The sequence below is a fragment of the Streptomyces sp. NPDC005483 genome (genome assembly GCF_040606035.1).
Taxonomy (GTDB): domain Bacteria; phylum Actinomycetota; class Actinomycetes; order Streptomycetales; family Streptomycetaceae; genus Streptomyces.
In genome coordinates this window covers 178063-201578 of sequence record NZ_JBEXEA010000005.1, presented here as the reverse complement: position 1 = coordinate 201578, position 23516 = coordinate 178063, and the positions used below count along the sequence as shown (strand labels likewise).

General features: G+C 69.9%; 18 protein-coding genes. 17 read left to right on the top strand and 1 reads right to left on the bottom strand.

Going from position 1 to position 23516, the window contains the following annotated elements:
- Positions 1 to 206 precede the first annotated feature (206 nt).
- The 14 genes from ABZT06_RS12170 (at position 207) to ABZT06_RS12105 (ending at position 17974) form a co-directional block, all read left to right on the top strand.
- Positions 207 to 1274, top strand: a complete 1068-nt coding sequence (locus ABZT06_RS12170; protein WP_355738737.1) for a glucose-1-phosphate thymidylyltransferase — start codon at positions 207 to 209, stop codon at positions 1272 to 1274.
- On the top strand, positions 1271 to 2257 hold the full coding sequence (rfbB, locus tag ABZT06_RS12165; RefSeq protein WP_007381997.1) for a dTDP-glucose 4,6-dehydratase: 987 nt from the start codon (positions 1271 to 1273) through the stop codon (positions 2255 to 2257). Before ABZT06_RS12170 ends, rfbB begins: the two co-directional genes overlap by 4 nt.
- Positions 2254 to 3150 (top strand): dTDP-4-dehydrorhamnose reductase, encoded by an 897-nt coding sequence (rfbD, locus tag ABZT06_RS12160; protein ID WP_355738734.1) that lies wholly within the window; start codon positions 2254 to 2256, stop codon positions 3148 to 3150. The genes rfbB and rfbD overlap by 4 nt, the downstream gene beginning before the upstream one ends.
- Positions 3147 to 5150, top strand: coding sequence for a glycosyltransferase (locus ABZT06_RS12155; protein ID WP_355738731.1), 2004 nt, complete (start codon positions 3147 to 3149; stop codon positions 5148 to 5150). Before rfbD ends, ABZT06_RS12155 begins: the two co-directional genes overlap by 4 nt.
- Positions 5151 to 5156: 6 nt before the next feature.
- Entirely contained in the window at positions 5157 to 5750 is a 594-nt protein-coding gene (rfbC, locus tag ABZT06_RS12150; RefSeq protein WP_355738727.1) for a dTDP-4-dehydrorhamnose 3,5-epimerase, read from the top strand.
- 207 nt (positions 5751 to 5957) lie between these two features.
- On the top strand, positions 5958 to 6278 hold the full coding sequence (gene rplU / locus ABZT06_RS12145) for a 50S ribosomal protein L21 (protein ID WP_007381993.1): 321 nt from the start codon (positions 5958 to 5960) through the stop codon (positions 6276 to 6278).
- Positions 6279 to 6292: 14 nt separating this feature from the next.
- A complete protein-coding gene (rpmA, locus tag ABZT06_RS12140) occupies positions 6293 to 6547 on the top strand; it encodes a 50S ribosomal protein L27 (protein ID WP_030961848.1) in 255 nt (84 codons plus the stop codon).
- Positions 6548 to 6668: 121 nt separating this feature from the next.
- Positions 6669 to 8105 carry a GTPase ObgE gene (gene obgE / locus ABZT06_RS12135; RefSeq protein WP_355738723.1) on the top strand — a complete coding sequence of 479 codons (1437 nt, stop codon included), beginning with the start codon at positions 6669 to 6671 and terminating at the stop codon, positions 8103 to 8105.
- Positions 8106 to 8205: 100 nt separating this feature from the next.
- Positions 8206 to 9723 carry an FG-GAP and VCBS repeat-containing protein gene (locus ABZT06_RS12130; protein ID WP_355738720.1) on the top strand — a complete coding sequence of 506 codons (1518 nt, stop codon included), beginning with the start codon at positions 8206 to 8208 and terminating at the stop codon, positions 9721 to 9723.
- A 202-nt stretch (positions 9724 to 9925) separates the two neighbouring features.
- Entirely contained in the window at positions 9926 to 11476 is a 1551-nt protein-coding gene (locus ABZT06_RS12125; RefSeq protein WP_355738718.1) for an alkaline phosphatase D family protein, read from the top strand.
- A 91-nt stretch (positions 11477 to 11567) separates the two neighbouring features.
- Positions 11568 to 12761, top strand: a complete 1194-nt coding sequence (locus ABZT06_RS12120; protein WP_355738715.1) for a hypothetical protein — start codon at positions 11568 to 11570, stop codon at positions 12759 to 12761.
- Positions 12762 to 12905: 144 nt separating this feature from the next.
- Positions 12906 to 14405: a bifunctional cytidylyltransferase/SDR family oxidoreductase gene (locus ABZT06_RS12115; protein ID WP_355738712.1), complete on the top strand. Its 1500-nt coding sequence runs from the start codon at positions 12906 to 12908 to the stop codon at positions 14403 to 14405.
- A gap of 150 nt (positions 14406 to 14555) precedes the next feature.
- Positions 14556 to 16616 (top strand): hypothetical protein, encoded by a 2061-nt coding sequence (locus ABZT06_RS12110; protein ID WP_355738710.1) that lies wholly within the window; start codon positions 14556 to 14558, stop codon positions 16614 to 16616.
- A 164-nt stretch (positions 16617 to 16780) separates the two neighbouring features.
- Positions 16781 to 17974 (top strand): glycosyltransferase, encoded by a 1194-nt coding sequence (locus ABZT06_RS12105; RefSeq protein ID WP_355738707.1) that lies wholly within the window; start codon positions 16781 to 16783, stop codon positions 17972 to 17974.
- A gap of 69 nt (positions 17975 to 18043) precedes the next feature.
- On the opposite strand, the gene ABZT06_RS12100 is transcribed toward ABZT06_RS12105, so the two are convergent.
- Complete coding sequence (locus ABZT06_RS12100; RefSeq protein WP_355738704.1) at positions 18044 to 20029, bottom strand: hypothetical protein; 1986 nt, start codon at positions 20027 to 20029, stop codon at positions 18044 to 18046.
- A 253-nt stretch (positions 20030 to 20282) separates the two neighbouring features.
- Here ABZT06_RS12100 and proB point away from each other — a divergent pair, with 253 nt between their 5' ends.
- The 3 genes from proB (at position 20283) to ABZT06_RS12085 (ending at position 23514) form a co-directional block, all read left to right on the top strand.
- Positions 20283 to 21389 carry a glutamate 5-kinase gene (proB, locus tag ABZT06_RS12095; RefSeq protein ID WP_355739320.1) on the top strand — a complete coding sequence of 369 codons (1107 nt, stop codon included), beginning with the start codon at positions 20283 to 20285 and terminating at the stop codon, positions 21387 to 21389.
- A 184-nt stretch (positions 21390 to 21573) separates the two neighbouring features.
- On the top strand, positions 21574 to 22137 hold the full coding sequence (locus tag ABZT06_RS12090; protein WP_355738701.1) for a hypothetical protein: 564 nt from the start codon (positions 21574 to 21576) through the stop codon (positions 22135 to 22137).
- Between the two features lie 90 nt (positions 22138 to 22227).
- Positions 22228 to 23514: a glutamate-5-semialdehyde dehydrogenase gene (locus tag ABZT06_RS12085; protein WP_355738698.1), complete on the top strand. Its 1287-nt coding sequence runs from the start codon at positions 22228 to 22230 to the stop codon at positions 23512 to 23514.
- Positions 23515 to 23516: the final 2 nt, after the last annotated feature.

Genomic DNA, 23516 nt, shown 5'->3' with positions numbered 1-23516 from the left:
GGTCACCGCATAGATTCGGCCGTATGAAGATCGAAATCCGCTCCCGGTTCGCCGGGGGCGGATTTCGTGATTCTGTGGGTATTGCGTCCGACGGAAAGTTGTCAACCGGTGATCGATCATGTGAATGGCTGGTGAATCCCCGGCCTGTCCACAGGGTTATGATGTGAGCCGAGATTGACGCTTAATTTAGACAAATAGGGATTTTCGTGAAGGCTCTCGTGCTCTCCGGGGGAGCGGGCACCCGCCTCCGCCCGATCACCCACACGTCCGCCAAGCAGTTGGTGCCGGTCGCCAACAAGCCGGTGCTGTTCTACGGCCTGGAGGCGATCGCCGAGGCCGGGATCAGCGAGGTCGGCATCGTCGTCGGCGACACCGCGGAGGAGATCCGCGAGGCGGTCGGTGACGGCTCCCAGTTCGGGATCAAGGTCACCTACATCCCGCAGGAAGCACCGCTGGGCCTCGCCCACGCCGTCCTCATCGCCCAGGAGTTCCTCGGTGACGAGGACTTCGTCATGTACCTCGGCGACAACTTCATCGTCGGCGGCATCACCGGTCTGGTGGACGAGTTCCGCAGCGATCGGCCCGACGCGCAGATCCTGCTGACCCGCGTTCCCAACCCCACCTCCTTCGGTGTCGCCGAACTCGACGCCGGCGGCCGGGTGGTGGGCCTGGAGGAGAAGCCGAAGCAGCCCAAGAGCGACCTGGCCCTCGTCGGCGTCTATCTCTTCACCCCGGCCATCCACGAGGCCGTCCGCTCCATCGAGCCCTCCTGGCGCGGCGAGCTGGAGATCACCCACGCGATCCAGTGGCTGATCGACCAGAAGCGTGACGTCCGCTCCACGACCATCTCCGGGTACTGGAAGGACACCGGCAACGTCACCGACATGCTGGAGGTCAACCGGTCGGTCCTGGAGACCGTCGAGCCGGTGGCCGAGGGCACGGTCGACGAGAGCAGCGAGATCATCGGCCGGGTCCGCGTCGAGGCGGGCGCCAGCGTCAGTGGCAGCCGGATCGTCGGGCCTGCCATCATCGGTGCCGGCACGGTGGTCAAGGACGCGTACATCGGTCCGTTCACGTCCGTCTCGGAGGACTGCCGGATCGAGGACAGCGAAATCGAGTACTCCATCGTGCTGCGCGGCTCGTCCGTGACCGGCGTGCGCCGGGTGGAGGCCTCGCTCATCGGGCGTGACGTCGAGGTGACGCCCGCTCCCCGTAACCTCAAGGCCCACCGGCTCGTGCTCGGTGATCACAGCAAGGTGCAGATCTCTTCATGACCACTCGGATTCTGGTGACCGGCGGTGCCGGCTTCATCGGCTCGCACTACGTCCGTACCGTGCTCGGCCCCCAGGGACCCGGTGACGTCTCGGTCACCGTCCTGGACAAGCTGACGTACGCGGGCAACCCGGCCAACCTCGACGAGGTGCGCGAGCACCCGGGATTCGCCTTCGTGCAGGGCGACATCTGCGACCCCGAGCTGGTCGGCAAGCTGATGGCCGAGCACGACCAGGTGGTGCACTTCGCCGCCGAGTCGCACGTCGACCGTTCCATCGACGGCGGCGCGGAGTTCGTGCGCACCAACGTGGTCGGCACCCACACCCTCATCGACGCGGCCCACCGCGCGGGCATCAAGACCTTCGTGCACATCTCCACCGACGAGGTCTACGGCTCGATCGACGAGGGTTCCTGGCCCGAGACGCACCCGCTGGAGCCCAACTCGCCCTATTCCTCGGCGAAGGCGTCCAGCGACCTGATCGCGCTGTCGTACCACCGCACCCACGGCCTCGACGTGCGCGTGACCCGCTGCTCCAACAACTACGGGCACCACCACTTCCCCGAGAAGGTCATCCCGCTGTTCGTGACCAACCTTCTCGACGGCAAGAAGGTCCCGCTGTACGGCGACGGCGGCAACGTCCGCGACTGGCTGCACATCGACGACCACGTCCAGGGCATCGAGCTCGTGCGCACCAAGGGCCGCGCCGGCGAGGTCTACAACATCGGCGGCGGCACCGAGCTCTCCAACAAGGAGCTCACCGGGCTGCTGCTGAAGGCGTGCGGCGCCGACTGGGAGACCAGCGTCGAGTACGTCGAGGACCGCAAGGGCCACGACCGCCGTTACTCCGTCGACTGCACCAAGATCCGCGAGGAGCTCGGCTACGAGCCCCGCAAGAGCTTCGAGCAGGGCCTCGCGGAGACCGTGCAGTGGTACCGCGACAACCGTGCCTGGTGGGAGCCGCTGAAGGAGCGGGCCGCGCTGTGACCGACAACCGCACCTGGCTGGTCACGGGCGCGGGCGGCATGCTGGGCCAGGACGTCCTGGCCCGGCTGGACCGGGCGGGGGAGCGGTATGTCGCCCTCGACCGTGCCGCCCTCGACCTCACCGACGCCGACGCCGTGAGCGCGGCGCTGGACGAGCACCGACCCGCGGTGGTCGTCAACTGCGCCGCCTGGACCGCCGTCGACGACGCCGAGACCCGTGAGGACGACGCGCTCGCCATCAACGGCGACGGGCCGCGCCACCTCGCCGGGGCCTGCGCCCGCACCGGCGCCGTCCTGCTGCACGTGTCCACGGACTACGTCTTCGCCGGGGACGCGAAGGAGCCGTACGCCGAGGACGCCCCCACCGCGCCCCGCAGCGCCTACGGCCGCACCAAGCTGGCCGGCGAGAAGGCGGTCCTCGGAATCGAGCGCGGGTACGTCGTCCGCACCGCCTGGCTCTACGGCACCGGCGGCCCCAACTTCGTGCGCACGATGATCAAGCTGGAGGGCGTCAAGGACACCCTCGACGTCGTCGACGACCAGCGCGGCCAGCCCACCTGGAGCGCCGATCTCGCGGGCCTGCTGGTCGAGTTGGGCCTCGGTGCCCTGGCGGGCACCGCACCGGCCGGCGTCTACCACGGCACCAACTCCGGCGAGACCACCTGGCACGGCTTCACCCAGGAGATCTTCCGCCTGCTCGGCACCGACCCGGACCGGGTCCGCCCCACCACCAGCGACGCGTTCGTCCGCCCCGCCCCCCGTCCCGCCTACAGCGTCCTCGGTCACGACCGGTTCGCCGAGGCCGGCATCGAGCCGCTGCGCGACTGGCGCACGGCTCTCACCGAGGCCTTCCCGGAGATCCACCGGGTCCACCTGAAGGAGAACACGGCGTGACGGTCAAGGTCAGCGTCGTCATCGCGGTCTACAACCCCGGCAAATACGTCGAGGACTGCATCACGGGCCTGCTCCGGCAGAGCCTGACGCCGGACGAGTTCGAGGTCTTCTTCGTCGACGACGGCTCCACCGACGAGACCCCGGCCCGGCTGGACCAGCTCGCCGCCGAGCACCCGCACTTCCACGTCATCCACCAGGAGTCCTCCGGCTGGTCGGGCCGCCCCCGCAACACCGGCCTCGCGGCCGCGCAGGGCGAGTACGTCATGTTCGCCGACCACGACGACTGGCTCGGCGACGAGGCCCTGGAGCGGATGTACGACTACGGCAAGGCCAACGAGGCCGACGTGGTCGTGGGCAAGATGGCGGGCATCGGGCGCCCGGTCCCACAGGAGCTGTTCCGGGTCAACCGGCCGCGTGCCAGCGTGTCGAACGCGCCGCTGATCGACAGCCTCACCCCGCACAAGATGTTCCGCCGGGACTTCCTGAACGAGCACGAGATCCGCTTCAAGGAGGGTCGCCGCCGCCTTGAGGACCACGTCTTCGTCGTGGAGACCTATCTGCGGGCGAAGAACGTCTCCGTCCTCAGCGACTACCTGTGCTACTACCACATCACCCGTGACGACGGCTCCAACGCCGGCTTCCAGCGCTTCGACCCGGTCGGCTACTTCGGCAACCTGCGCGAGGCCCTCGACGTCGTCGAGTCGCTGACCGAGCCCGGCGCGCTGCGCGACAAGCTGTACAGCCGCTGGCTGCGCAACGAGATGGTCGAGCGGCTGCGCGGCAAGCGCCTCCTCAAGCTCCCCGAGGACTACGCCGAGGAGCTGTACACCGAGATCCACAAGGTGGTCACCGAGCGCTTCGGACCGGGCGTCGTGGCCCGTCTCGGCCTCACCCAGAAGGTGGTCGCGGGCCTGGTCTTCGCCGACCGGTACCAGGACATCCGCACCCTCGCCGAGTGGGAGGCCGGGATCAGGCCCACCGGCGAACTCACCTCGCTGGAGTGGCAGGGCGGCACCCTGCGCGTCGGCTTCGACTCCGAACTGCACATCGGCGACGAGCCGATGACCTTCCGCCGGGAGGGCGAGCGGCAGCTGCTCGGTCTGCCCCTGTCCGACGAGGCCCTCAAGGCCCTCGACGACCAGGGCATCGAGCTGGACGCCCCGCTGGCCAAGAGCGACGTGGACCTGGTGGTCCGGCACCGCGAGGACGCCCGGCAGTTCTACCTCCCCGTCAAGAGCGAGCTGCAGGAGATCGCGGCCGGGGACGACGTGTTCCGGCAGCGGATCTCCGCCCGCGCCGAGCTCGACCCCGAGACCGCGGCCTCCGGGGCCCCGCTCGACAAGGGCATCTGGGACCTGCACCTCAGGATCAAGTCCTGCGGCTGGAGCAAGGAGACCCGGCTCGGCGCGGTGCGCGGCGAGGACGTCGAGGCGGGCCGCCTGGCCGCCCTCACCGGCGAGCCCGGGCGACTCGTTCTGCCGTACTGGACCGACGGTCCCGGCAACCTCTCGCTCGACGTCGACCAGCACACGAACAAGCTGGAGGGCGAGGCGGTCACCTTCATGCCGCCCGCCGAGGCCGCGGTCGAGGGGTCCGTCGTACGGCTGCCTCTGCCGCTGCACGTCGCCGCGACCGGCGGGGACCCCGTCCAGCTGCGCTTCGAGCGCAAGAACGTCGGCAAGTACCCGGCCGACGCCGTCCTGGACGGCCGTATCGCGACCGCCACGCTGCCGATGGAGAAGCTCACCGGCATGCGGTGGGCGGTCCGCGTCGGTGTTCCGTCCGCGGCTCGCGGTGAGCGCAAGTGGACCCGGCTGCCCGTCGACGTCGTGGTGGACGCCTCCGGTGCCGCCGAGGTGATCGACCGGCACACCCCGCCCGCGAAGCCGGCCGCCAAGAAGGCGGCCGCTCCGAAGAAGAAGGCGGCCGCGCCGCGCCCGCTGTGGCGCCGGGCCGCCGGGCGTATCAAGCGCGCCCTGACCAACCAGAAGAAGGGCTGAGACCCCGTGCGACCTCTCTCCATCTCCGGTGCCTGGGTGTTCGAGCCGAAGGTCTTCCCCGACGGCCGGGGCAGCTTCCACGAGTGGTTCAAGGCCCCCGTCTTCGCGGAGGCCGCCGGCCACTCGCTCGGACTGGCCCAGGCCAACATGTCGGTGTCCAGCCGGGGCACCCTGCGCGGCATCCACTTCGCCGACGTGCCGCCCGGGCAGGCCAAGTACGTCAAGTGCGTGCGCGGCGCGGTCCTGGACGTGATCGTGGACATCCGCACCGGCTCGCCGACCTTCGGCCAGTGGGAGATCGTCCGCCTGGACGACCAGGACCACCACGCCGTCTACCTCTCCGAGGGACTCGGCCACGGGTTCATGGCGCTCACCGACGACGCCACCGTGGTCTACCTCTGCTCGGAGGGGTACGCGCCCGAGCGCGAGCACGGCATCCACCCGCTCGACCCGGAGATCGGCATCGAGTGGCCCGAAGGGGTCGCCCCGCTGCTGTCCCCCAAGGACGAGCAGGCACCCACCCTGGCCGAGGCCCGTGAGCAGGGGCTGCTGCCCTCCTACGAGGAGTGCGTGGCGTACCGCGAGAGCCTCGGTTCCTGACCCGAGGGTTTGAAGCGAGGCGGGCCCGGTTTGACCCGTCTGGCCGTGGCCCCGTAACCTGGACCGTCGGCGTGTCCACTGGTGACACGCCACATCCCCGTAAACCTCTTCCTCTCGCGTCTTTCTTTCTGGCCGGGAGAGGCCGCTCGTTCTGCCGGGTGGCTGGACTGCGGGGGTGCCGTTCCCGAGCGAGAGAGTGAGATCCGCGTGTACGCCATCGTGCGCAGCGGTGGTCGCCAGCACAAGGTTGCTGTCGGCGACATCGTTGAGGTTGACAAGATTTCCACTGCCAAGGTTGGCGACACGGTCGAGCTCTCGACCCTGCTCGTTGTCGACGGCGACGCTGTGACCAGCGACCCGTGGGTCCTGGCCGGCATCAAGGTCCAGGCCGAGGTCGTGGACCACCACAAGGGCGTCAAGATCGACATCCTTCGCTACAAGAACAAGACCGGCTACCGCCGTCGTCAGGGCCACCGCCAGCAGTACACGGCGATCAAGGTCACTGAGATCCCCGCGGCTGCGAAGTAAGGGACTGAGGAGAGATGGCACACAAGAAGGGCGCATCGTCCACCCGTAACGGTCGTGACTCCAACGCTCAGCGCCTCGGCGTGAAGCGTTTCGGCGGTCAGGTCGTCAACGCGGGCGAGATCCTGGTCCGCCAGCGCGGCACCCACTTCCACCCGGGTGCGGGCGTCGGCCGTGGCGGCGACGACACGCTGTTCGCGCTGAACGCCGGTGCGGTGCAGTTCGGCACCCACCGTGGCCGTAAGGTCGTGAACATCGTTCCGGTCGCCTGATCTCAGGCTCAGACCGAACTTTTCGCGAGGCGGACCTCACTTCCCTGGTGGGAAGGCGGGTCCGCCTTTCGCGTGTTAAGCCCGTAGTACGTTTTCCCCACGCTTTCTGGAGGCACTGACCATGACCACCTTCGTGGACCGCGTCGAACTGCATGTCGCCGCGGGTAACGGAGGTCACGGCTGTGCCTCCGTCCACCGGGAGAAGTTCAAGCCGCTCGGCGGTCCCGACGGCGGAAACGGCGGACGGGGCGGCGACGTCATCCTGACCGTCGACCAGTCCGTCACCACGCTGCTCGACTACCACCACTCCCCGCACCGCAAGGCCACCAACGGCAAGCCCGGTGAGGGCGGCAACCGCTCCGGCAAGGACGGCCAGGACCTGGTCCTGCCGGTGCCGGACGGCACCGTCGTCCTCGACCGGCAGGGCAACGTCCTCGCCGACCTGGTCGGGCACGGCACCTCGTACGTCGCCGCCCAGGGCGGCCGCGGCGGCCTCGGCAATGCGGCGCTGGCCTCCGCCCGCCGCAAGGCCCCCGGGTTCGCGCTGCTCGGCGTGCCGGGGGACCTCCAGGACATCGTCCTGGAACTCAAGACCGTTGCCGACGTGGCGCTGGTCGGCTACCCGAGCGCCGGCAAGTCCTCGCTGATCTCCGTCCTCTCGGCGGCCAAGCCGAAGATCGCCGACTACCCCTTCACCACGCTGGTCCCGAACCTGGGCGTGGTCACCGCCGGCGACACCGTCTACACCATCGCCGACGTGCCGGGCCTGATCCCGGGCGCCAGCCAGGGCAAGGGCCTGGGCCTGGAGTTCCTGCGGCACGTGGAGCGCTGCAGCGTTCTCGTGCACGTCCTGGACACCGCCACGCTGGAGTCCGACCGCGACCCGGTCTCCGACCTCGACATCATCGAGGCGGAGCTCAGGGAGTACGGCGGCCTCGGCAACCGTCCCCGCATCGTCGTCCTGAACAAGATCGACGTACCGGACGGCAAGGACCTCGCCGAGATGGTGCGGCCGGATCTGGAGGCGCGCGGCTACCGCGTCTTCGAGGCGTCCGCGGTCGCCCACATGGGGCTGAAGGAGCTCTCCTTCGCACTCGCCGACCTGGTCGGCAGGGCGCGGGCCGCCAAGCCCAAGGAGGAGGCGACCAGGATCGTCATCCGGCCCAAGGCCGTGGACGACGCCGGCTTCACCGTGGTCCGCGAGGAGGACGGGCTGTTCCGGGTGCGTGGCGAGAAGCCGGAGCGCTGGGTGCGGCAGACCGACTTCAGCAACGACGAGGCCGTCGGCTACCTCGCCGACCGGCTCAACCGCCTCGGTGTGGAAGACCAGTTGATGAAGGCGGGCGCCCGCTCGGGCGACGGCGTCGCCATCGGCCCCGAGGACAACGCGGTCGTCTTCGACTGGGAGCCGACCGTCATGGCCGGCGCCGAGATGCTCGGCCGACGCGGCGAGGACCACCGCTTCGAGGAGCCCCGGCCCGCCGCCCAGCGCCGCCGCGACAAGCAGGCCGAACGGGACGAGTCCGCCCAGGAGTTCGACGACTTCGAGCCGTTCTGAGCGAACTCCGGGTGACGCCCCGGCCTACCGAAGGACAACCAACCGCTCGTCCTGTGAGTCGTACGAGGCAATTCGTACGACCGTCACAGGAGGATGCGGCATGCGCGGACAACGAAGAGGGTGGCGCACAGGGCTCGCCGTCGTGCTGGCGGTCAGCGGTGTCGTAGGACTGCCCGCCGCCGCGGGAGCCGCGGGCGCCCCTCACCGGGTACGGGACGACTTCAACGGGGACGGGTACGCGGACCTCGCGGTGGCCGCGCCCGACGGGAGCGTCGCGGGGCGGGCGAAGGCCGGGTTCGTCGGCGTGCTGTACGGCTCGGCGAGCGGCCTGAAGTCCTCCACGAAGCGGGTGTTCAGCCAGAACAGCGCCGGGATACCGGGTACCGCCGAGGCGGGCGACCGGTTCGGCGGCGCGCTCACCACCGCGGACCTGGACCGGGACGGGTACACCGACCTGGTCGTGGGGGTGGGGGGCGAGAACGGCGGTTCCGGTCTGGTGCAGGTCGTCTGGGGCGGCGCCCGCGGTCTGTCGGGCGGTGCCACCCTCGCCTCCGGCGCGACCCACGACCGGCTGGGCGCCGAGGGACACCTCGCGGCGGCCGACGTCGACGGGGACGGCGCGAGCGACCTGCTGACCGTGGTGAACCAGCACGACCTGGTGGCGACCGGCGGCCCCTTCACCCGCTCCGGCTCAGCCACCGGTGAGCGCCAGGTGGTGAAGGACAGGTACGACAGCCGCGTCCTCGACCTCGACGTGGGCGACCTCAACGGGGACGGGATCACCGACGTCGTGGCCGCCCAGAACGGCACCGACACGTTCGACTCCCGGCGCATCGCGTACTGGTGGGGCACCAAGGACGGCCTCACGCCCTGGACCCTGGTCTACGACATCGACGGCGCCGGACTCCAGGGCGGCGAGAACCTCGCGGTCGGCGACGTGAACCGGGACGGCTACGCCGACATCGTGGTGGGCCGGGCCGTCGACGGCTACGAGAGCGACCATGACGCCTACCGCGCCAAGGGCGGCCGTGTCACCTGGATCCCCGGCACCTCGGGCGCCCCCGACGGGGTGGCGGCGCAGTCCGTCAACCAGGACAGCCCCGGGGTGCCCGGCACCGCCGAGAAGGGCGACGGTTTCGGCACCGACGTGCAGCTCGCCGACGTCGACGGGGACGGGTACCTCGACGTGGTCACCGGCGTGCCCGGCGAGGACCTGGGCCCCGCCACCGCACCGAATTCCGTCAAGGACGCCGGCGCGCTCGTCGTGCTGAGCGGCCGGGCCGACGGGCTGACCGGGGTGGGCTCCCACCAGGTGGTCACGCAGGACAGTCCCGGGGTGCCGGGTGCCGCCGAGAAGGGCGACGCCTTCGGCGGGGCCGTCCATGTGGGTGACGCGAACGGCGACGGACTGGCCGACGTAGCGGTCGGCGCGCCCGGCGAGAACGCGGGTGCCGGGGCCGTGTGGTCCTTCCGCTCCCGGGCGGAGTACGTCGTCTCGCCCGGCGGGGTGCCGATTCCGGCCACCGTCCTGGGGCCGAACGGGACGTTCACCTTCGGCCACACCCTCCTCGGCACCACCGCCGCGAAGGCCCGTCTGGGCTCGTACTTCGCCAACTAGTACCCAAAAGATCGTCAGACAGCAGTGTCCTGAAGGCCGTTGCGCCGGGATCACGTTCATCATGTGATACCCGAGTCGCAACGGCTCTTCTGTTGTCTACCTATTTGTCATGCACGCGAACACTCTGGTTCAACGCGCGGATCACCCCGAAGCGTGAGCTTCCAGGGTGTCCAAGAGGTCAGCGACGCAAGGGAGTTCGCCCATGCACGGAGCAGCATCACCCAACCGACGCCGCTTTCTGACCGCAGGCGCCGCCGTACTCGGCGCCGCCGCCTCCGCCCAGCTGTGGCTCCCGGGCACCGCACGGGCGGCGGAGACTCCGCTGCCCGACGGGGTGTTCAGCCTCGGCGTGTCCTCCGGTGACCCGCTGCCGGACGGCATCGTGCTGTGGACGCGGCTCGCTCCCGATCCGCTGAACGGGGGAGGCATGCCCGACAGGGTGGTGCCGGTCGAGTGGGAGCTCGCCGAGGACCAGCGCTTCAGAAAGGTCGTCCGGCGGGGCACCGCCCAGGCCCTGCCCGCATACGGACACAGCGTTCACGTGGATGTACGGGGCCTGCGCGCGGGCCGCACCTACTGGTACCGCTTCCGTGCCGACGGCCAGCTCTCGCGCACCGGCCGCACCCGCACCGCCCCCGCCCGGCACACTTCCCGGGGCACCCTGCGCGTGGCGCTCGCCTCCTGCCAGAACTGGCAGAACGGCTACTTCACGCCGTACGCCGACATGCTGGACCAGGACCCCGACGTGGTGCTGTTCGTCGGCGACTACATCTACGAGTCGGCGCCGTCGTCGGCCGGTCCGCGCCGGCACGAGGGCACCGGGGAGCCGTACAGCCTCGTCCAGTACCGCAACCGGTACGCCCAGTACCGCACCGACCCGGACCTCGCCGATATCCACGCGAACGTGCCCTGGGTGGTGACCTTCGACGACCACGAGGTCGACAACGACTGGGCCGGCGAGGTCCCGCAGGACCCCGACAAGCAGCAGCACGACGCCTTCGTGGCCCGGATCACGGCGGCCTTCCAGGCGTACTACGAGCACATGCCGGTGCGCGCGAGCGCGGTCCCGAACGGCCCGCACATCCAGATGTACCGGCGCCTGGACTTCGGCCGCCTGGTACAGCTCAACGTGCTCGACACCCGGCAGTTCCGCAGCGACCAGGTCACCGGCCAGGCCGCCGCCCAGGACCCCTCGCTCACCATGCTCGGCGCCGAGCAGAAGCAGTGGCTCCTGGACGGGCTGCACGGCTCACCGGCCCGCTGGAACCTCATCGCCTCGCAGATCATGATGGCCGAGACCGACATCCTGCCCGGCGAGGGCAAGCTCTGGTACTACGACGCCTGGGACGGCTACCAGGTCGAACGCAACGCCCTGCTGGAGGAGTTCAGGAGCGTGCGCAACCCGGTCGTGCTCTCCGGCGACCGCCACCTCACGATGATCAGCGACCTGAAGGTGGACTACGCCGACCCGTCCTCCCAGGTGGTCGGCGCCGAGTTCGTCGGCACGTCCATCTCCAGCAACGGCGACCAGGACCAGGCCGCCTTCCACGCCCAGTGGGACCCGCTGATGGCCGACAACCCGCACTGGAAGTTCATCGACGCCCACCGCGGCTACCACCTCTTCGACATCGACCGGCACGGCATCGACGCGCAGGTCCGGGCCGTGGACACGGTGGTCAGGCCGCAGGCGACGGCGACCACGCTGGCGCAGCTGCGGGTGCACGCGGGCAAGCCGGGGATCCGGCCCGCCTGAGCGCGGGTGGCCTGAGAGGGGCGTGCTCCTCATCGCGGTCCCACGCTCCTCTCAGGTGACACTCAGGCACTTCTCTTACCGTCCTCTGACTATGGAGACGGACTGTACGAGAGACGACCTTCCGGTGAACGGCGTGACCGCTCCGCTTCCCCTCGGCACGCGCCTGCTGCACATCGGCCCCCACAAGACCGGCACGACCGCCATCCAGGGCGCGCTGTTCGCGGCGAAGGACCTGCTGCCCGAGCACGGTGTCGTGTTCCCCGCGCACACCAGACACCCCGTGGAAGCGGCCCTGGCGGCGTGCGCGAGGCCCGCGATGATCGGCGACACCGTGCCCACCGAGAAGCACTGGACACGTCTGCTGGAACAGGTCGAGGCCGGCGGCGGGAAGACCCCGGTGATCAGCAGCGAGTTCTTCGCCGACGCCGAGGACGACGCCACGATCGCGCGGATCGTCGAGCAGCTCGGCGGGGAGCTCGTGCATGTGCTGGTCACGCTGCGGCCGCTGACGAGGATCATGCCCTCGCAGTGGCAGCAGTACGTGCAGAACGGCCTGCGCATGGGCTACGACGACTGGCTCACCCACATGCTGAAAAGGGCTCCGTACGAGCAGCCCAACCCCAGCTTCTGGCGCCGCCACCGGCACGACCGGCTCGTCGGGCGCTGGGCCCGGGCGGTCGGTCCGGAGCGGATCACCGTCGTCGTGGTCGACGACCGCGACCGCGGTGCTCTGCTGCGCACTTTCGAACAGCTTCTCGGGCTGCCCGACCATCTGCTCCAGCCCGTTCCGGACGCCGCGAATCGTTCTCTCACCCTTGCCGAGACCGAAATGCTGCGGAACCTCAACAAGGAATTCCGTGGCAATGGGCTGCCCGACGAGCTGTATTCCAAGCTCGTCCGCAACGGCGCGGTCATGCATATGAAGAACGCGTGCAGTCCCTCGCCCGAAGACGTGAAGATACTCACTCCGGAGTGGGCCGTCGAAGCCGCTGCCGGGATCGGCGCCGAGATGGCCAGGAGCATCGGTGACATGGGTGTGCGCGTCATCGGAGACCCCGGGCTCCTGTCCGCCGTACCGGAGGCGCCCGCCCTGGACGGCATCCCGGCCCCGCGGATCTCTCCCGAGGTGGCGGCCCAGGCGCTGTACGGGGCGCTCGCCGCGGCGGCCGAGGCTCCGGTGCGGCACACCTCGCCGGCCAAGGCGCGTACCGTGCACCAGACGTCGTCGAGGGAACTGGTGCGGGTACTCGGTCACCGGTGCCTGAAGAAGCTGCGCCGGCGCTGAACTCCCGGACGGCCGCCGTCACCGGCAGTGCAAGATGAATGACAGGTAGCGCGTACATATGCAGCGAACGGCGGTCGCCTTGCACAGCGGTAACCGCAAGTGGGACCATTTCCCCGTTCCCTGTCGCCCCGAGGTAGGTCTTCTGTGTCCCAGCACATCGCCAAGCCCCGTACCACCGCAGTGATCCTGGCCGGTGGTACCGGTCAGCGCGTGGGTCTCTCGATCCCCAAGCAGCTGCTGAAGATCGCCGGCAAGGCAGTCATCGAGCACACCATGACCACCTTCGAGAAGGCCGACTCCATCGACGACATCATCGTCCTGATGGCGCCGGGCTATGTGCCCGACATAGAGAAGATCGTCGCCAAGGCCGGGTTCACGAAGGTCAAGAAGATCATCGAGGGTGGCTCCACCCGGAACGAGACCACCGAGCGCGCCATCGAGGCCCTCGGCGAGGGCCTGGCCGAGGGCGAGGACCTCAACGTCCTGTTCCACGACGCCGTGCGCCCGCTGCTCTCGCGGCGCGTGATCGACGACTGCGTGGTCGCCCTGGAGCGCTACCAGGCCGTCGACGTCGCCATCCCGTCCGCGGACACCATCATCGTCACGCGCAAGCACGGCGACGACGGCGAGTTCATCACCGAGATCCCGGACCGCTCCCGGCTGCGCCGCGGCCAGACCCCGCAGGCCTTCAAGCTGTCCACCATCAAGCGCGCCTACGAGGTCGCCGCCGGTGACCCCAACTTCCAGGCCACGGACGACTGTTCGGTCGTGCTCAGGTACCTGCCGGACGTGCCGATCCACGTCGTCGCGGGCGACGAGTACAACATGAAGGTCACCCAGCCCGTCGACGTCTTCATCGCCGACAAGCTCTTCCAGCTCGCCTCGACCGCCGCTCCCGAGCAGGTCAGCGACGACGCCTACCGCGAGCTGCTCACCGGCAAGACCATCGTCGTCTTCGGCGGCTCCTACGGCATCGGCAAGGACATCGGCGAACTCGCCGAGTCCTACGGCGCCAAGGTGTACGCGCTGGGCCGCTCCACCACCGGCACCCACGTCGAGAACCCCGAGGAGGTCGACGACGCGCTGTCCAAGGCGTACGCCGAGACCGGGCGCATCGACTACGTCGTCAACACCGCGGGCGTGCTGCGCATCGGCAAGCTGGCGGAGACCGACAACGCCACCATCGAGGAGGCGCTGAAGGTCAACTACCTGGCCCCGGTGCAGATCGCGCGCTCCTCGTACAAGTACCTGGCGGAGACCAAGGGCCAGCTGCTGCTGTACACCTCCAGCAGCTACACCCGCGGCCGCGCCGAGTACAGCCTGTACTCCTCGACCAAGGCGGCGATGGTCAACCTGACGCAGGCCCTGTCCGACGAATGGGCGGGTGACGGCGTCCGGGTGAACTGCATCAACCCCGAGCGCACCGCCACGCCCATGCGCACCAAGGCCTTCGGCCAGGAGCCCGCGGGCAGCCTGCTGTCCTCCGAGGCGGTGGCCCGCACCTCGCTCGACGTGCTGCTCTCCGAGCTGACCGGGCATGTCATCGACGTCCGCCAGCAGGACCCGACGGCCTCCGCGGGCCAGGCGTCCGGCTTCGAGGCCGCGCTGGCCAGTGTCCTGGACCGTCAGGACGGCGTGGCATAATCAGGGACAAATAGTCTTCGGTAAATTCAGGCCTCTGTGGCTGCCCGTTCCTGGCGCATTCACAGGGGCCTGAAGCCTTCAGCAAGGCCTGAAGTCGCAAGCACCGCTAATTCGTCAAACAACCGGCATCCCTCCCAGAGCAGGTTTTCAGTGATAAGCACCGCTATTCGCGTCGCCCGGGTGGGCAGTGCGGCCGAGCTGGCCGCGGCGGTCCTCATGCTGGCGGGATTCCCCGCCATAATGGTGGCCGCGCTCATTCCGAGCGTCCCCGCCTTCGCGGCCGCGACCGCCGTCACGTACCTTGCGGACCACTATCTGCACCGCCAGGGCAGTTATCTGATCAACCGCCTCAGCAAGGTGCGCGCCGGACTGTCGATCCGCTTCCTGATCAGACAGCTCCTGCTGATCCTGCTGCTGGCCCGGCTCGACCTCTCCAACAACCTGATCTTCTACGGGGCCACCGCCTGCTTCATCGCGTTCTACGGCCTCCAGGCCCCGCACGGCGCGCTGGTCACCCTGATCCGCAACCGCCGCCGGCTCCCGGTCGCCACCCGCAACGTCGACCTGGCCTCCCGTGTCCGCATCCCGGACGCCCCGCCGCTGGGTCTGCTGAACCGGTCGGCCGAGAAGATGCTCCACCTCGACCTCGCGGCCGTGGTGGGCATACTCGTCGCCGCCGCGATGGACTCGGCGCTGCCGGGCTTCATCGGCATCGGCGTGACGATAGCGCTCGGCTCCCTGTACGTCCTCGCGCTGATGCCCTACGTGCGCGGCAAGAAGGTCCCGCCGAACGCCGACAAGGTCCTCGCCAAGGTCGACGAGTGGCTGCGCGACTACCAGCCGGAGACGGTGCTCTACTTCTCCGGCTCCAAGGACTCCGCCTACCAGGTCAACATGTGGCTGGAGACCATGGAGGAGCTGGACACCCGGCCGCTGATCATCCTGCGTGAGCGGGTCATCCTGCAGAACCTCGCGCCCACCACGGTCCCCGTCATCTGCGTGCCTGGAGGGGTGCACCTGATGAACATGGACCTGTCCACGGTGCGGGTCGCGCTGTACGCGGCGAACGTCGGCAAGAACATCCACCTGCTGCGCGTGCCCACCATGAAGCACGTCTTCATCGGCCACGGCGACAGCGACAAGCTGGCGAGCGTCAACCCGTTCAGCAAGGCGTACGACGAGGTGTGGGTGGCCGGCCGGGCCGGCCGCGACCGCTACGCCATCGCCGACGTCGGCGTCCGCGACGAGGACATCGTCGAGGTCGGCCGCCCGCAGCTGGCACCGATCCGGCCCCGGCAGGTCGTGCCGGACGGTCCCGCTGACGGCTGCCCCACCGTGCTCTACGCGCCCACCTGGGAGGGCTGGGACGGCGAGCCGGGCAACACCTCGCTCATGCTGGCCGGCGAGAACATCGTGAAGCAGCTGCTGAAGGCCGACCCGCCGGTCCGCGTCCTCTACAAGCCGCACCCCTTCACCGGCACGGTCCTCGCCGCCGCGGGTGCCGCGCACCAGAAGGTCACCGCACTGATCGAGAAGGCCGCCGCCGAGCGCGCCACGGACCCCCGCTTCCAGGCCGACGCGGCCGCACAGGCCACGGCCAAGGCGGAGCTCGAGCGTGTCCAGGCGCGGATCGCGGTCCTGGCCGGCAGCGGCGGCGAGAAGGGCGACGAGGCCGAGGCCACCCGTGACGGCGTGGTCGACGTGGCCAAGTACGAGGAGATCGCCCGGCTGCGCGGCGAGTGGAACGACGCGTACTGGCGCTCCTTCCCGGTGTGGGAGCACCGGGTGGTCACCGGCGCCGAACCGCGGCTGTACGACTGCTTCAACGTCTCCGACGCGATGGTCTCCGACATCTCCAGCGTGGTGTCCGACTTCATCGCGAGCGGCAAGCCGTACGCGGTCACGGACTCCGCCGAGCTGGGCGTGGAGGAGTTCAAGCGGCAGAACACCGCGGTGCGGGCCGCCACGATCCTGTCCAACAAGGCCACCGAGCTGGGCGAGCTGCTCGACGCGGTCCGGGCCCCGGCGGCCGACCCGCTGGCCGAGGACCGGGTGGAGCTCAAGCAGTACCTGCTCGGACCGGACGAGCCCACGTCCATCGAGCAGTTCAACACCGCGGTGGCCAACCTCGCGATCAAGGCCGAGGCGCGCAACGTCGGCCAGGAGTCACGGGCGGCGGCCTCGGCGGCGGAGGCCACGACCAAGGCCTGACCTCCCCTTCGTAAAGAAAGGGCCCGCTTTTCGGGGGTGATCCCGAAAAGCGGGCCCTTCCTGCGTATGTCCCAGTGCCGGAAGCAACCCTTTTCCCCGGTCGGCCGTCTAGGGGATTGCCCCTGAGCGGATCTGGGGGAAACAGAACCGTTACTGGGGGAGAAGTGACCGTTGTGCAGCCTGATGTGACCGTCGTCATCGGGGCGTACGAGGCGATGCCGTATCTGGTCGACTGCCTGGCCTCCGTCGAGGCGCAGACGATCGGCCCCGCGCGTATCGAGGTCATCGCGGTCGACGACGGCTCGGCGGACGGCACCGGGGAGTACCTGGAGGAGTTCGCCGCGCGCACCCCCCTTGACGTCACGGTGATCCGGCAGGACAACTCCGGCGGCCCCAGCGGCCCGCGCAACGTCGGTCTGGGCAAGGCGACCGGGCGGTACGTCTTCTTCCTCGACGCCGACGACCGGCTCGGCCCCGAGGCCCTTCAGCGGATGGTCGCGATGGGGGACCGCAACGGCACGGACGTCGTCCTCGGCCGGGTCGAGGGCGTCAACCGCAAGCCGCCGACGTCGATGTGGGGGCAGACCCTGGAGCGCACCGACGTCTTCTCCTCCAACATCAAGTTCACGCTGAGCGCGCAGAAGCTGTTCCGCCGCGCCTTCCTCGAACAGCACAGCATGCGCTTCGACGAGTCCCTGTGGACCGGCGAGGACGCGCTGTTCACCATGGAGGCCTATCTGCGGGCCGACGGCGTCTCCGTGATCGCCGACCACACCTGCTACTACCTGGTGGGCCGCGAGGACGGCAAGCACGTCACCAGGACCGGCAGCCACATCCTGCGCTTCGACTCCGCGCGCGCCCTGATGAACCTGATCGCCGACATGGTCCCGGCGGGCGCGAGGCGCGACGCGCTGATGGTCCGCCCCTTCCTCGTCACCCTGCTCCCGCAGTTCGGCCCGAAGTTCCTCAAGGACGGCGAGGCGGTACGCCGGGAGAAGCTGGAGCTGGCGAAGCCGCTCCTGGACGCGTACTGGACGGGCGAGGTGGCCCACCGCCTCCGCGTCCACGAACGTCTGCGGCTCCAGCTGGTGGCGATGGGCCGCCCGGATCTCCTGGTGGAGGTCCTGGAGTTCATGAAGGCGAAGAAGACCCCGGAGGCGGTGCTGGAGAAGGGCGGCCGCCGGGCGTACTTCGCCTACCCGTTCTTCCGCGACCGGTCGGTGGGCCTGGCCGACGCCCTCTACCTGGCCGAGCCGCGCGAGGCCCGGGAGGTCCCGGGCTACCGCGAGGTCGGGGTCGACCAGTTGCTGCGTCGGGCGGTCCGCAAGGCGCGCAGGGTCCTCACCCAGGCGGCGTGAGCGTGGATGACACGAGCGTGTCCTCTGCCCCCCGTCGCGGTCGGGTGCTCTGCGCGGGGGGCGCTGCCGTCAGGCGAGCGGGGCCAGGAGATCCTCGGCACGTTCCGCCGTCGACCGGTCGGCCAGGTCGTTGACGGCCGCGTTGAACCGCTCCATGGAGGTCGGGTGGTCCGGCCCGAGGACGTACTCCTTGAGGGTGCGGCGCCGCGGGGCCATCGGGTCGTCCAGGGGTTCCCGCACCGAGCGCAGGATCTCCGGCAGCCGGGCGCAGGCACGGTCGAGGAGATACGCGCCGCCCGCTGTGGTGTACGCGGCCCGGAACTCCTCGTCGGGCAGGTCCTGGGCATTGGTCAGGACGTACGGCTTGAGGCTGGCCACGAAGTCGGCGACCACCGAGGAGACGTCGCTGATGAGGAGGTCCGCCTGGTTGAAGCACTCGTACAGGGTGGGCAGCTGTTCGAGGATCACATGGTGGCGTGCGGTGCTCCGGCTCGCCCAGAAGACGCGGTGCCACTCGTCCCGCAGCTCCTGCCACTCGGCCGCGCCGTCCCCGTCCGGGACCCGCGCGTCCCTCAACTGCTGGGCGTCGTCGCCCTCGTGACGTCCCGACATCTCCTCGAGACGGACCCGGATCTCCTGGAGCCGGGCCCTCGTGGCCTCCGTGTCCTTCTGGCCGTCGGCCCTCAGCAGTTCCCTGATGGCCTGGTCCGCGGCGGCCGCCTCGGGCGAGCGCTTGCCGGTGAGCGGGTGCGGTTTGTAGATGATCCGGACGTTCTCCGCCAGCAGCTTCTCGATCAGCGCTACCCCCATCGGGATCAGGGAGGTGTGGCAGTCGTCGTCGCTCCAGCCCTCCCAGGTGGGGGCGTAGAGGACGACGGGCACCGGGCCCGGGACGTGGTCGGTGTGCAGCCGGACCGGGGCCAGCTGCGGGCGGCCCACCTCGACGATGGCCTCGTCGCTGATGGCGTGCCGCACCCGCTGGTAGCGGTCCCGCCCCGCCCGTCCGGCCACCCAGATCTCGTCGTACACCTTGCTGACGCGGTTGCTGCTGGCCAGCTTGTCGCTGTCGCCGTGACCGATGAAGACGTGCTTGGCCTCGGCGATCCGGAGCATGTGGACGTTCTTGCCGGCGTTGCCGGGGTAGAGCACGACCCGGACGCCGGACAGCTCCAGCTCGGCCAGGTCGTCGGCCTTGGGCACGCACACCACGGGGACGCGGGTGCGGCCCAGGTAGCGGAACGAGGCCCGCTCGCGCAGGACGATCACCGGGCGCCGGTCGAGCTGCTCCAGCGTCTCGATCCACATGTTGACCTGGTACATGAAGTCCCGGGACACCGCGGCGAAGCTGAAGTACAGGGCCACCTCGGGCCGGTACCCGGCCAGTTGGCGGTTGACCTCGTCGATCACCGCGTCCCGGCGCGGCATCCGGCGGACCGCGCGGAACTGTCCCAGCAGGGCTGCCACGGCGGCCAGAGCGGTGCCAATCGTCAGCGCGTAACCGACGTAGGCCGAATACCAGGTTCCGGTCGCCAGCGCGACGATCAGTCCCGCGTGGGCCGGCAGATCGAGGTGGAGCAGTTTGCGCAGGAAACGCCGGTAGAGAAGGGCGGGCGGCCGTTCGGGGATGTCGATACCGCTCATGTCGAGATTGCGCACGATCACCGGCAGTACGCGGCGCCTGCGGATCGCGTGATGCAGCGCCGAATACATCGTCACCAGCAGGAAATGGGCGCTGAGGGCGGCGAGCCCGGTGACCAGCACCGTGTCCGGCGCGTCCATCCGGTCGGCCAGGGCGAGCAGCATCACCGTGCGCACGGCGAACCGCAACGTGCGGCTGAGCTGCAGATTCGCCAGGCGGCGGACGAATCCCGGGGCCCTGGCGTGCAGGGCCTCATCCGTCAGATACGTCACGGCCCACGCCGCCGTGAAACCCCACAGCGACGGCAGTAGCGCCAGAACGGGCAGCGCCACGAAACCGGCGCCGAAAAGGATCACCAGGAGAAGTTCGGTTCTCCCGCGTACGCGCAGGACGGCGCACAGCCGACGGATGTTCATGGCCAGTTCGACACGGGTCGATGACCGAAGGTTGTACATCAAGAAGTCGGAAAGAATTCACTTTCGATTAATAGGAAGGTGTAATTCCGCTTTTCTCGGAACGGGAACCGGACCTCGGGAGAAACGCGTCCGGTATCCGGTCCGGGGACCGGACGGACGCGCGCCGCCGCGCCCCCTTCGCGTACATTGCGGGCGAGGTACCCGAAGTGGCGCGAGGGGACAGGACAGCAAGGTGACAGGGGCAAGGCAGGCCGTGGGCGAGGCCCGCAGGATCGTCGTCAAGGTCGGTTCCTCGTCGCTGACCACCGCTGCCGGCGGCCTCGACGCCGACCGGGTCGACGCGCTCGTCGACGTCCTCGCCAAGAGCCGCAGCGGAGGAGAGAAGGAGATCGTCCTCGTCTCCTCCGGAGCCATCGCCGCAGGCCTCGCCCCGCTGGGCCTGCGCCGCCGCCCCCGGGACCTCGCCCGCCAGCAGGCCGCCGCCAGTGTCGGCCAGGGCCTGCTCGTCGCCCGCTACACCGCCTCCTTCGCGCGCTACGGCGTCCGCGTCGGCCAGGTGCTGCTGACCAGCGACGACATGAGCCGCCGCGCCCACCACCGCAACGCCTCCCGCACCCTCGACAAGCTCCTCGCGATGGGCGCCCTCCCGATCGTCAACGAGAACGACACCGTCGCCACCGACGAGATCCGCTTCGGCGACAACGACCGGCTCGCCGCCCTGGTGGCCCACCTGGTCCACGCCGACCTGCTCGTCCTCCTCTCCGACATCGACGGCGTCTACGACGGCGACCCCAGCAAGCCGGGCACCTCGCGGATAGCTCAGGTGCGGGGGCAGGCCGACCTGGCGGGCATCGAGATCGGCAGCGCGGGCAAGGCGGGTGTCGGTACCGGCGGGATGGTCACCAAGGTCGAGGCCGCCCGGATCGCGGCCGCCGCAGGCATCCCCGTGGTGCTGACCAGCACGATCCACGCGGCCGAGGCACTGTCCGGCGGCGACACCGGCACCTACTTCCATCCCGCCGGCAAACGCTCCGCCGACCGGCTGCTGTGGCTCCAGCACGCGTCCACTCCGCAGGGCGCTCTGACCCTGGACGACGGCGCGGTGAAGGCGGTCGTCGAACGCCGCAAGTCGCTGCTGCCGGCCGGGATCGCCTCCGTCGAGGGCGATTTCGTCGCGGGCGACCCCGTGGAGCTGCGAGACGGCACCGGGCACGCGGTCGCCCGCGGGCTCGTCAACTTCGACGCCAAGGAGATCCCGCAGCTGATCGGCCGCTCCACGCGGGAGCTGGCACGCGACCTGGGACCGGCCTACGAGCGGGAGGTCGTCCACCGGGACGATCTGGTGATCCTGCACCCCTGAGGGCCGCCCGACGCCCCCCGGGGCCGGTGTGACCGAAAACGGGGTGAACGCCCTGCCAAGAGCGTCGCCCTGAGGTGGACGTTCCGCAAAACCGCCCCACGAGCCCTTGCAGCCTGCTCAACTTTGTCCCAGGGACACATTCCGCCCGACCCGTGGGGTCGATCTGTGCATGAAGGAGGCCGTCGTGAGACGAGTGCGCCCTGGGGCGGCGGCGTCCCGCGCTGGTGCGGCGGCTTCCCGCGGCGGATCAGGGCCGCCCGGAGGGACCGTCGCGCGGGCCGCCGGCGGATCCTCGGCTCCGGCGACGAGCGGGGCAGGCGGCTCGGCCACGCGGGCGGCCGGTGAGGAGCGGGCCCTGACGAGCGTCGCCGCCGGTGACCGGTACAAGGGCGAGGAACCCCGGGATCTGCCGCGCCTGTGGCATGTCACTCTCAGCGTCTCCGGCGAGGAGGCCCCGCTGAAAGAGGTCCGGCGCGCCCTCGAACAGCTCGCCCACGACCACCCCTTCCTGCTGACCAGCCGCTACGCCAACGACCACGCGGAGATCCGGTACTGGGAGGAGGCCCGCGACCTGCACGACGCGGCCGCCGTCGCCCTGCGCCTGTGGGGCGAGCACCGGCAGACCGCGGGACTGCCGCCCTGGGAGATCGTCGGCCTGGAGGTCATCGACCGCCAGACCTACCACCAGCGCATCGCCGAGGGGTACGGCCCGCCGCCGGCCACGCCGGTGGGGGCCCACCCGTTCTGACGACCACCCCTTTGCCGATGTCCCTTTGATCCCGTCTCGCGCTGTGGAACAACAGATGGACGGCCTCGCCCGGCGCACTACCCTTCCGGTATGACCTCGCTCTCGCCGTACGACTCCATGACCCCGGTCACCCAGGCCGCCTACCGGGCCAAGGCCGCCGCCGCCGACCTCGCCCCGCTGCCCAGGGCCGAGAAGGACGACGCGCTGCTCGCCATCGCGGACGCCCTGGAGGTCCGTACCAGCGAGATCGTCGAGGCCAACGCCAAGGACATCGCCAAGGCCCGCGAGGCCGGCACCAGCGAGGCGATCATCGACCGGCTGACGCTCACCCCGGAGCGGGTGCGCGCCATCGCCTCCGACGTCCGGGACGTCGTCGCGCTGCCCGACCCGGTCGGTGAGGTCGTGCGCGGCTCGACCCTTCCCAACGGCATCGACCTGCGCCAGGTCCGGGTCCCGCTCGGCGTGGTCGGCATCATCTACGAGGCCCGCCCGAACGTGACGGTGGACGCGGCGGCGCTGTGCCTCAAGTCCGGCAACGCCGTCCTGCTGCGGGGCTCGGCCTCCGCATACGAGTCGAACACCGCCCTGGTACGGGTCCTGCGGGACGCCGTGGGCGGCGCCGGACTGCCCGCCGACGCGATCCAGCTCGTGCCCGGCCAGTCCCGCGAGAGCGTGCAGGAGCTGATGCGCGCCCGCGGCCTGGTCGACGTGCTCATCCCGCGCGGCGGCGCCTCCCTGATCCAGACTGTCGTGACCGAGTCGATCGTCCCCGTCATCGAGACCGGCACCGGCAACTGCCACGTCTACGTCGACGCCCAGGCCGACCTCGACATGGCGATCGACATCCTGATCAACTCCAAGGCCCAGCGGGTGAGCGTCTGCAACGCGGCCGAGACCCTCCTGGTCCACCAGGACATCGCCCCCGAGTTCCTGCCGCGGGCCCTGGACGCCCTCGCCGAGGCCGGTGTGACGGTCCACGCCGACCAGCGGGTGCTGGCGTACGCGAAGGACACGAAGGCGACCGTCGTCGAGGCCACGCTGGAGGACTGGGACACCGAGTACCTCTCCTACGACATCGCGGCCGCCGTCGTCGACTCGCTCGACAAGGCCGTCGAGCACATCCGGCTGTGGACCTCCGGCCACACCGAGGCCATCGTCACCACCTCCCAGCAGGCCGCCCGCCGCTTCACCCAGCTGGTCGACTCCACGACGGTCGCGGTCAACGCCTCCACCCGCTTCACCGACGGCGGCCAGTTCGGCTTCGGCGCGGAGATCGGCATCTCCACCCAGAAGCTGCATGCGCGGGGCCCGATGGGCCTGCCGGAGCTCACGAGCACGAAGTACATCGTCACCGGCGACGGTCACATCCGCCGCTGAGC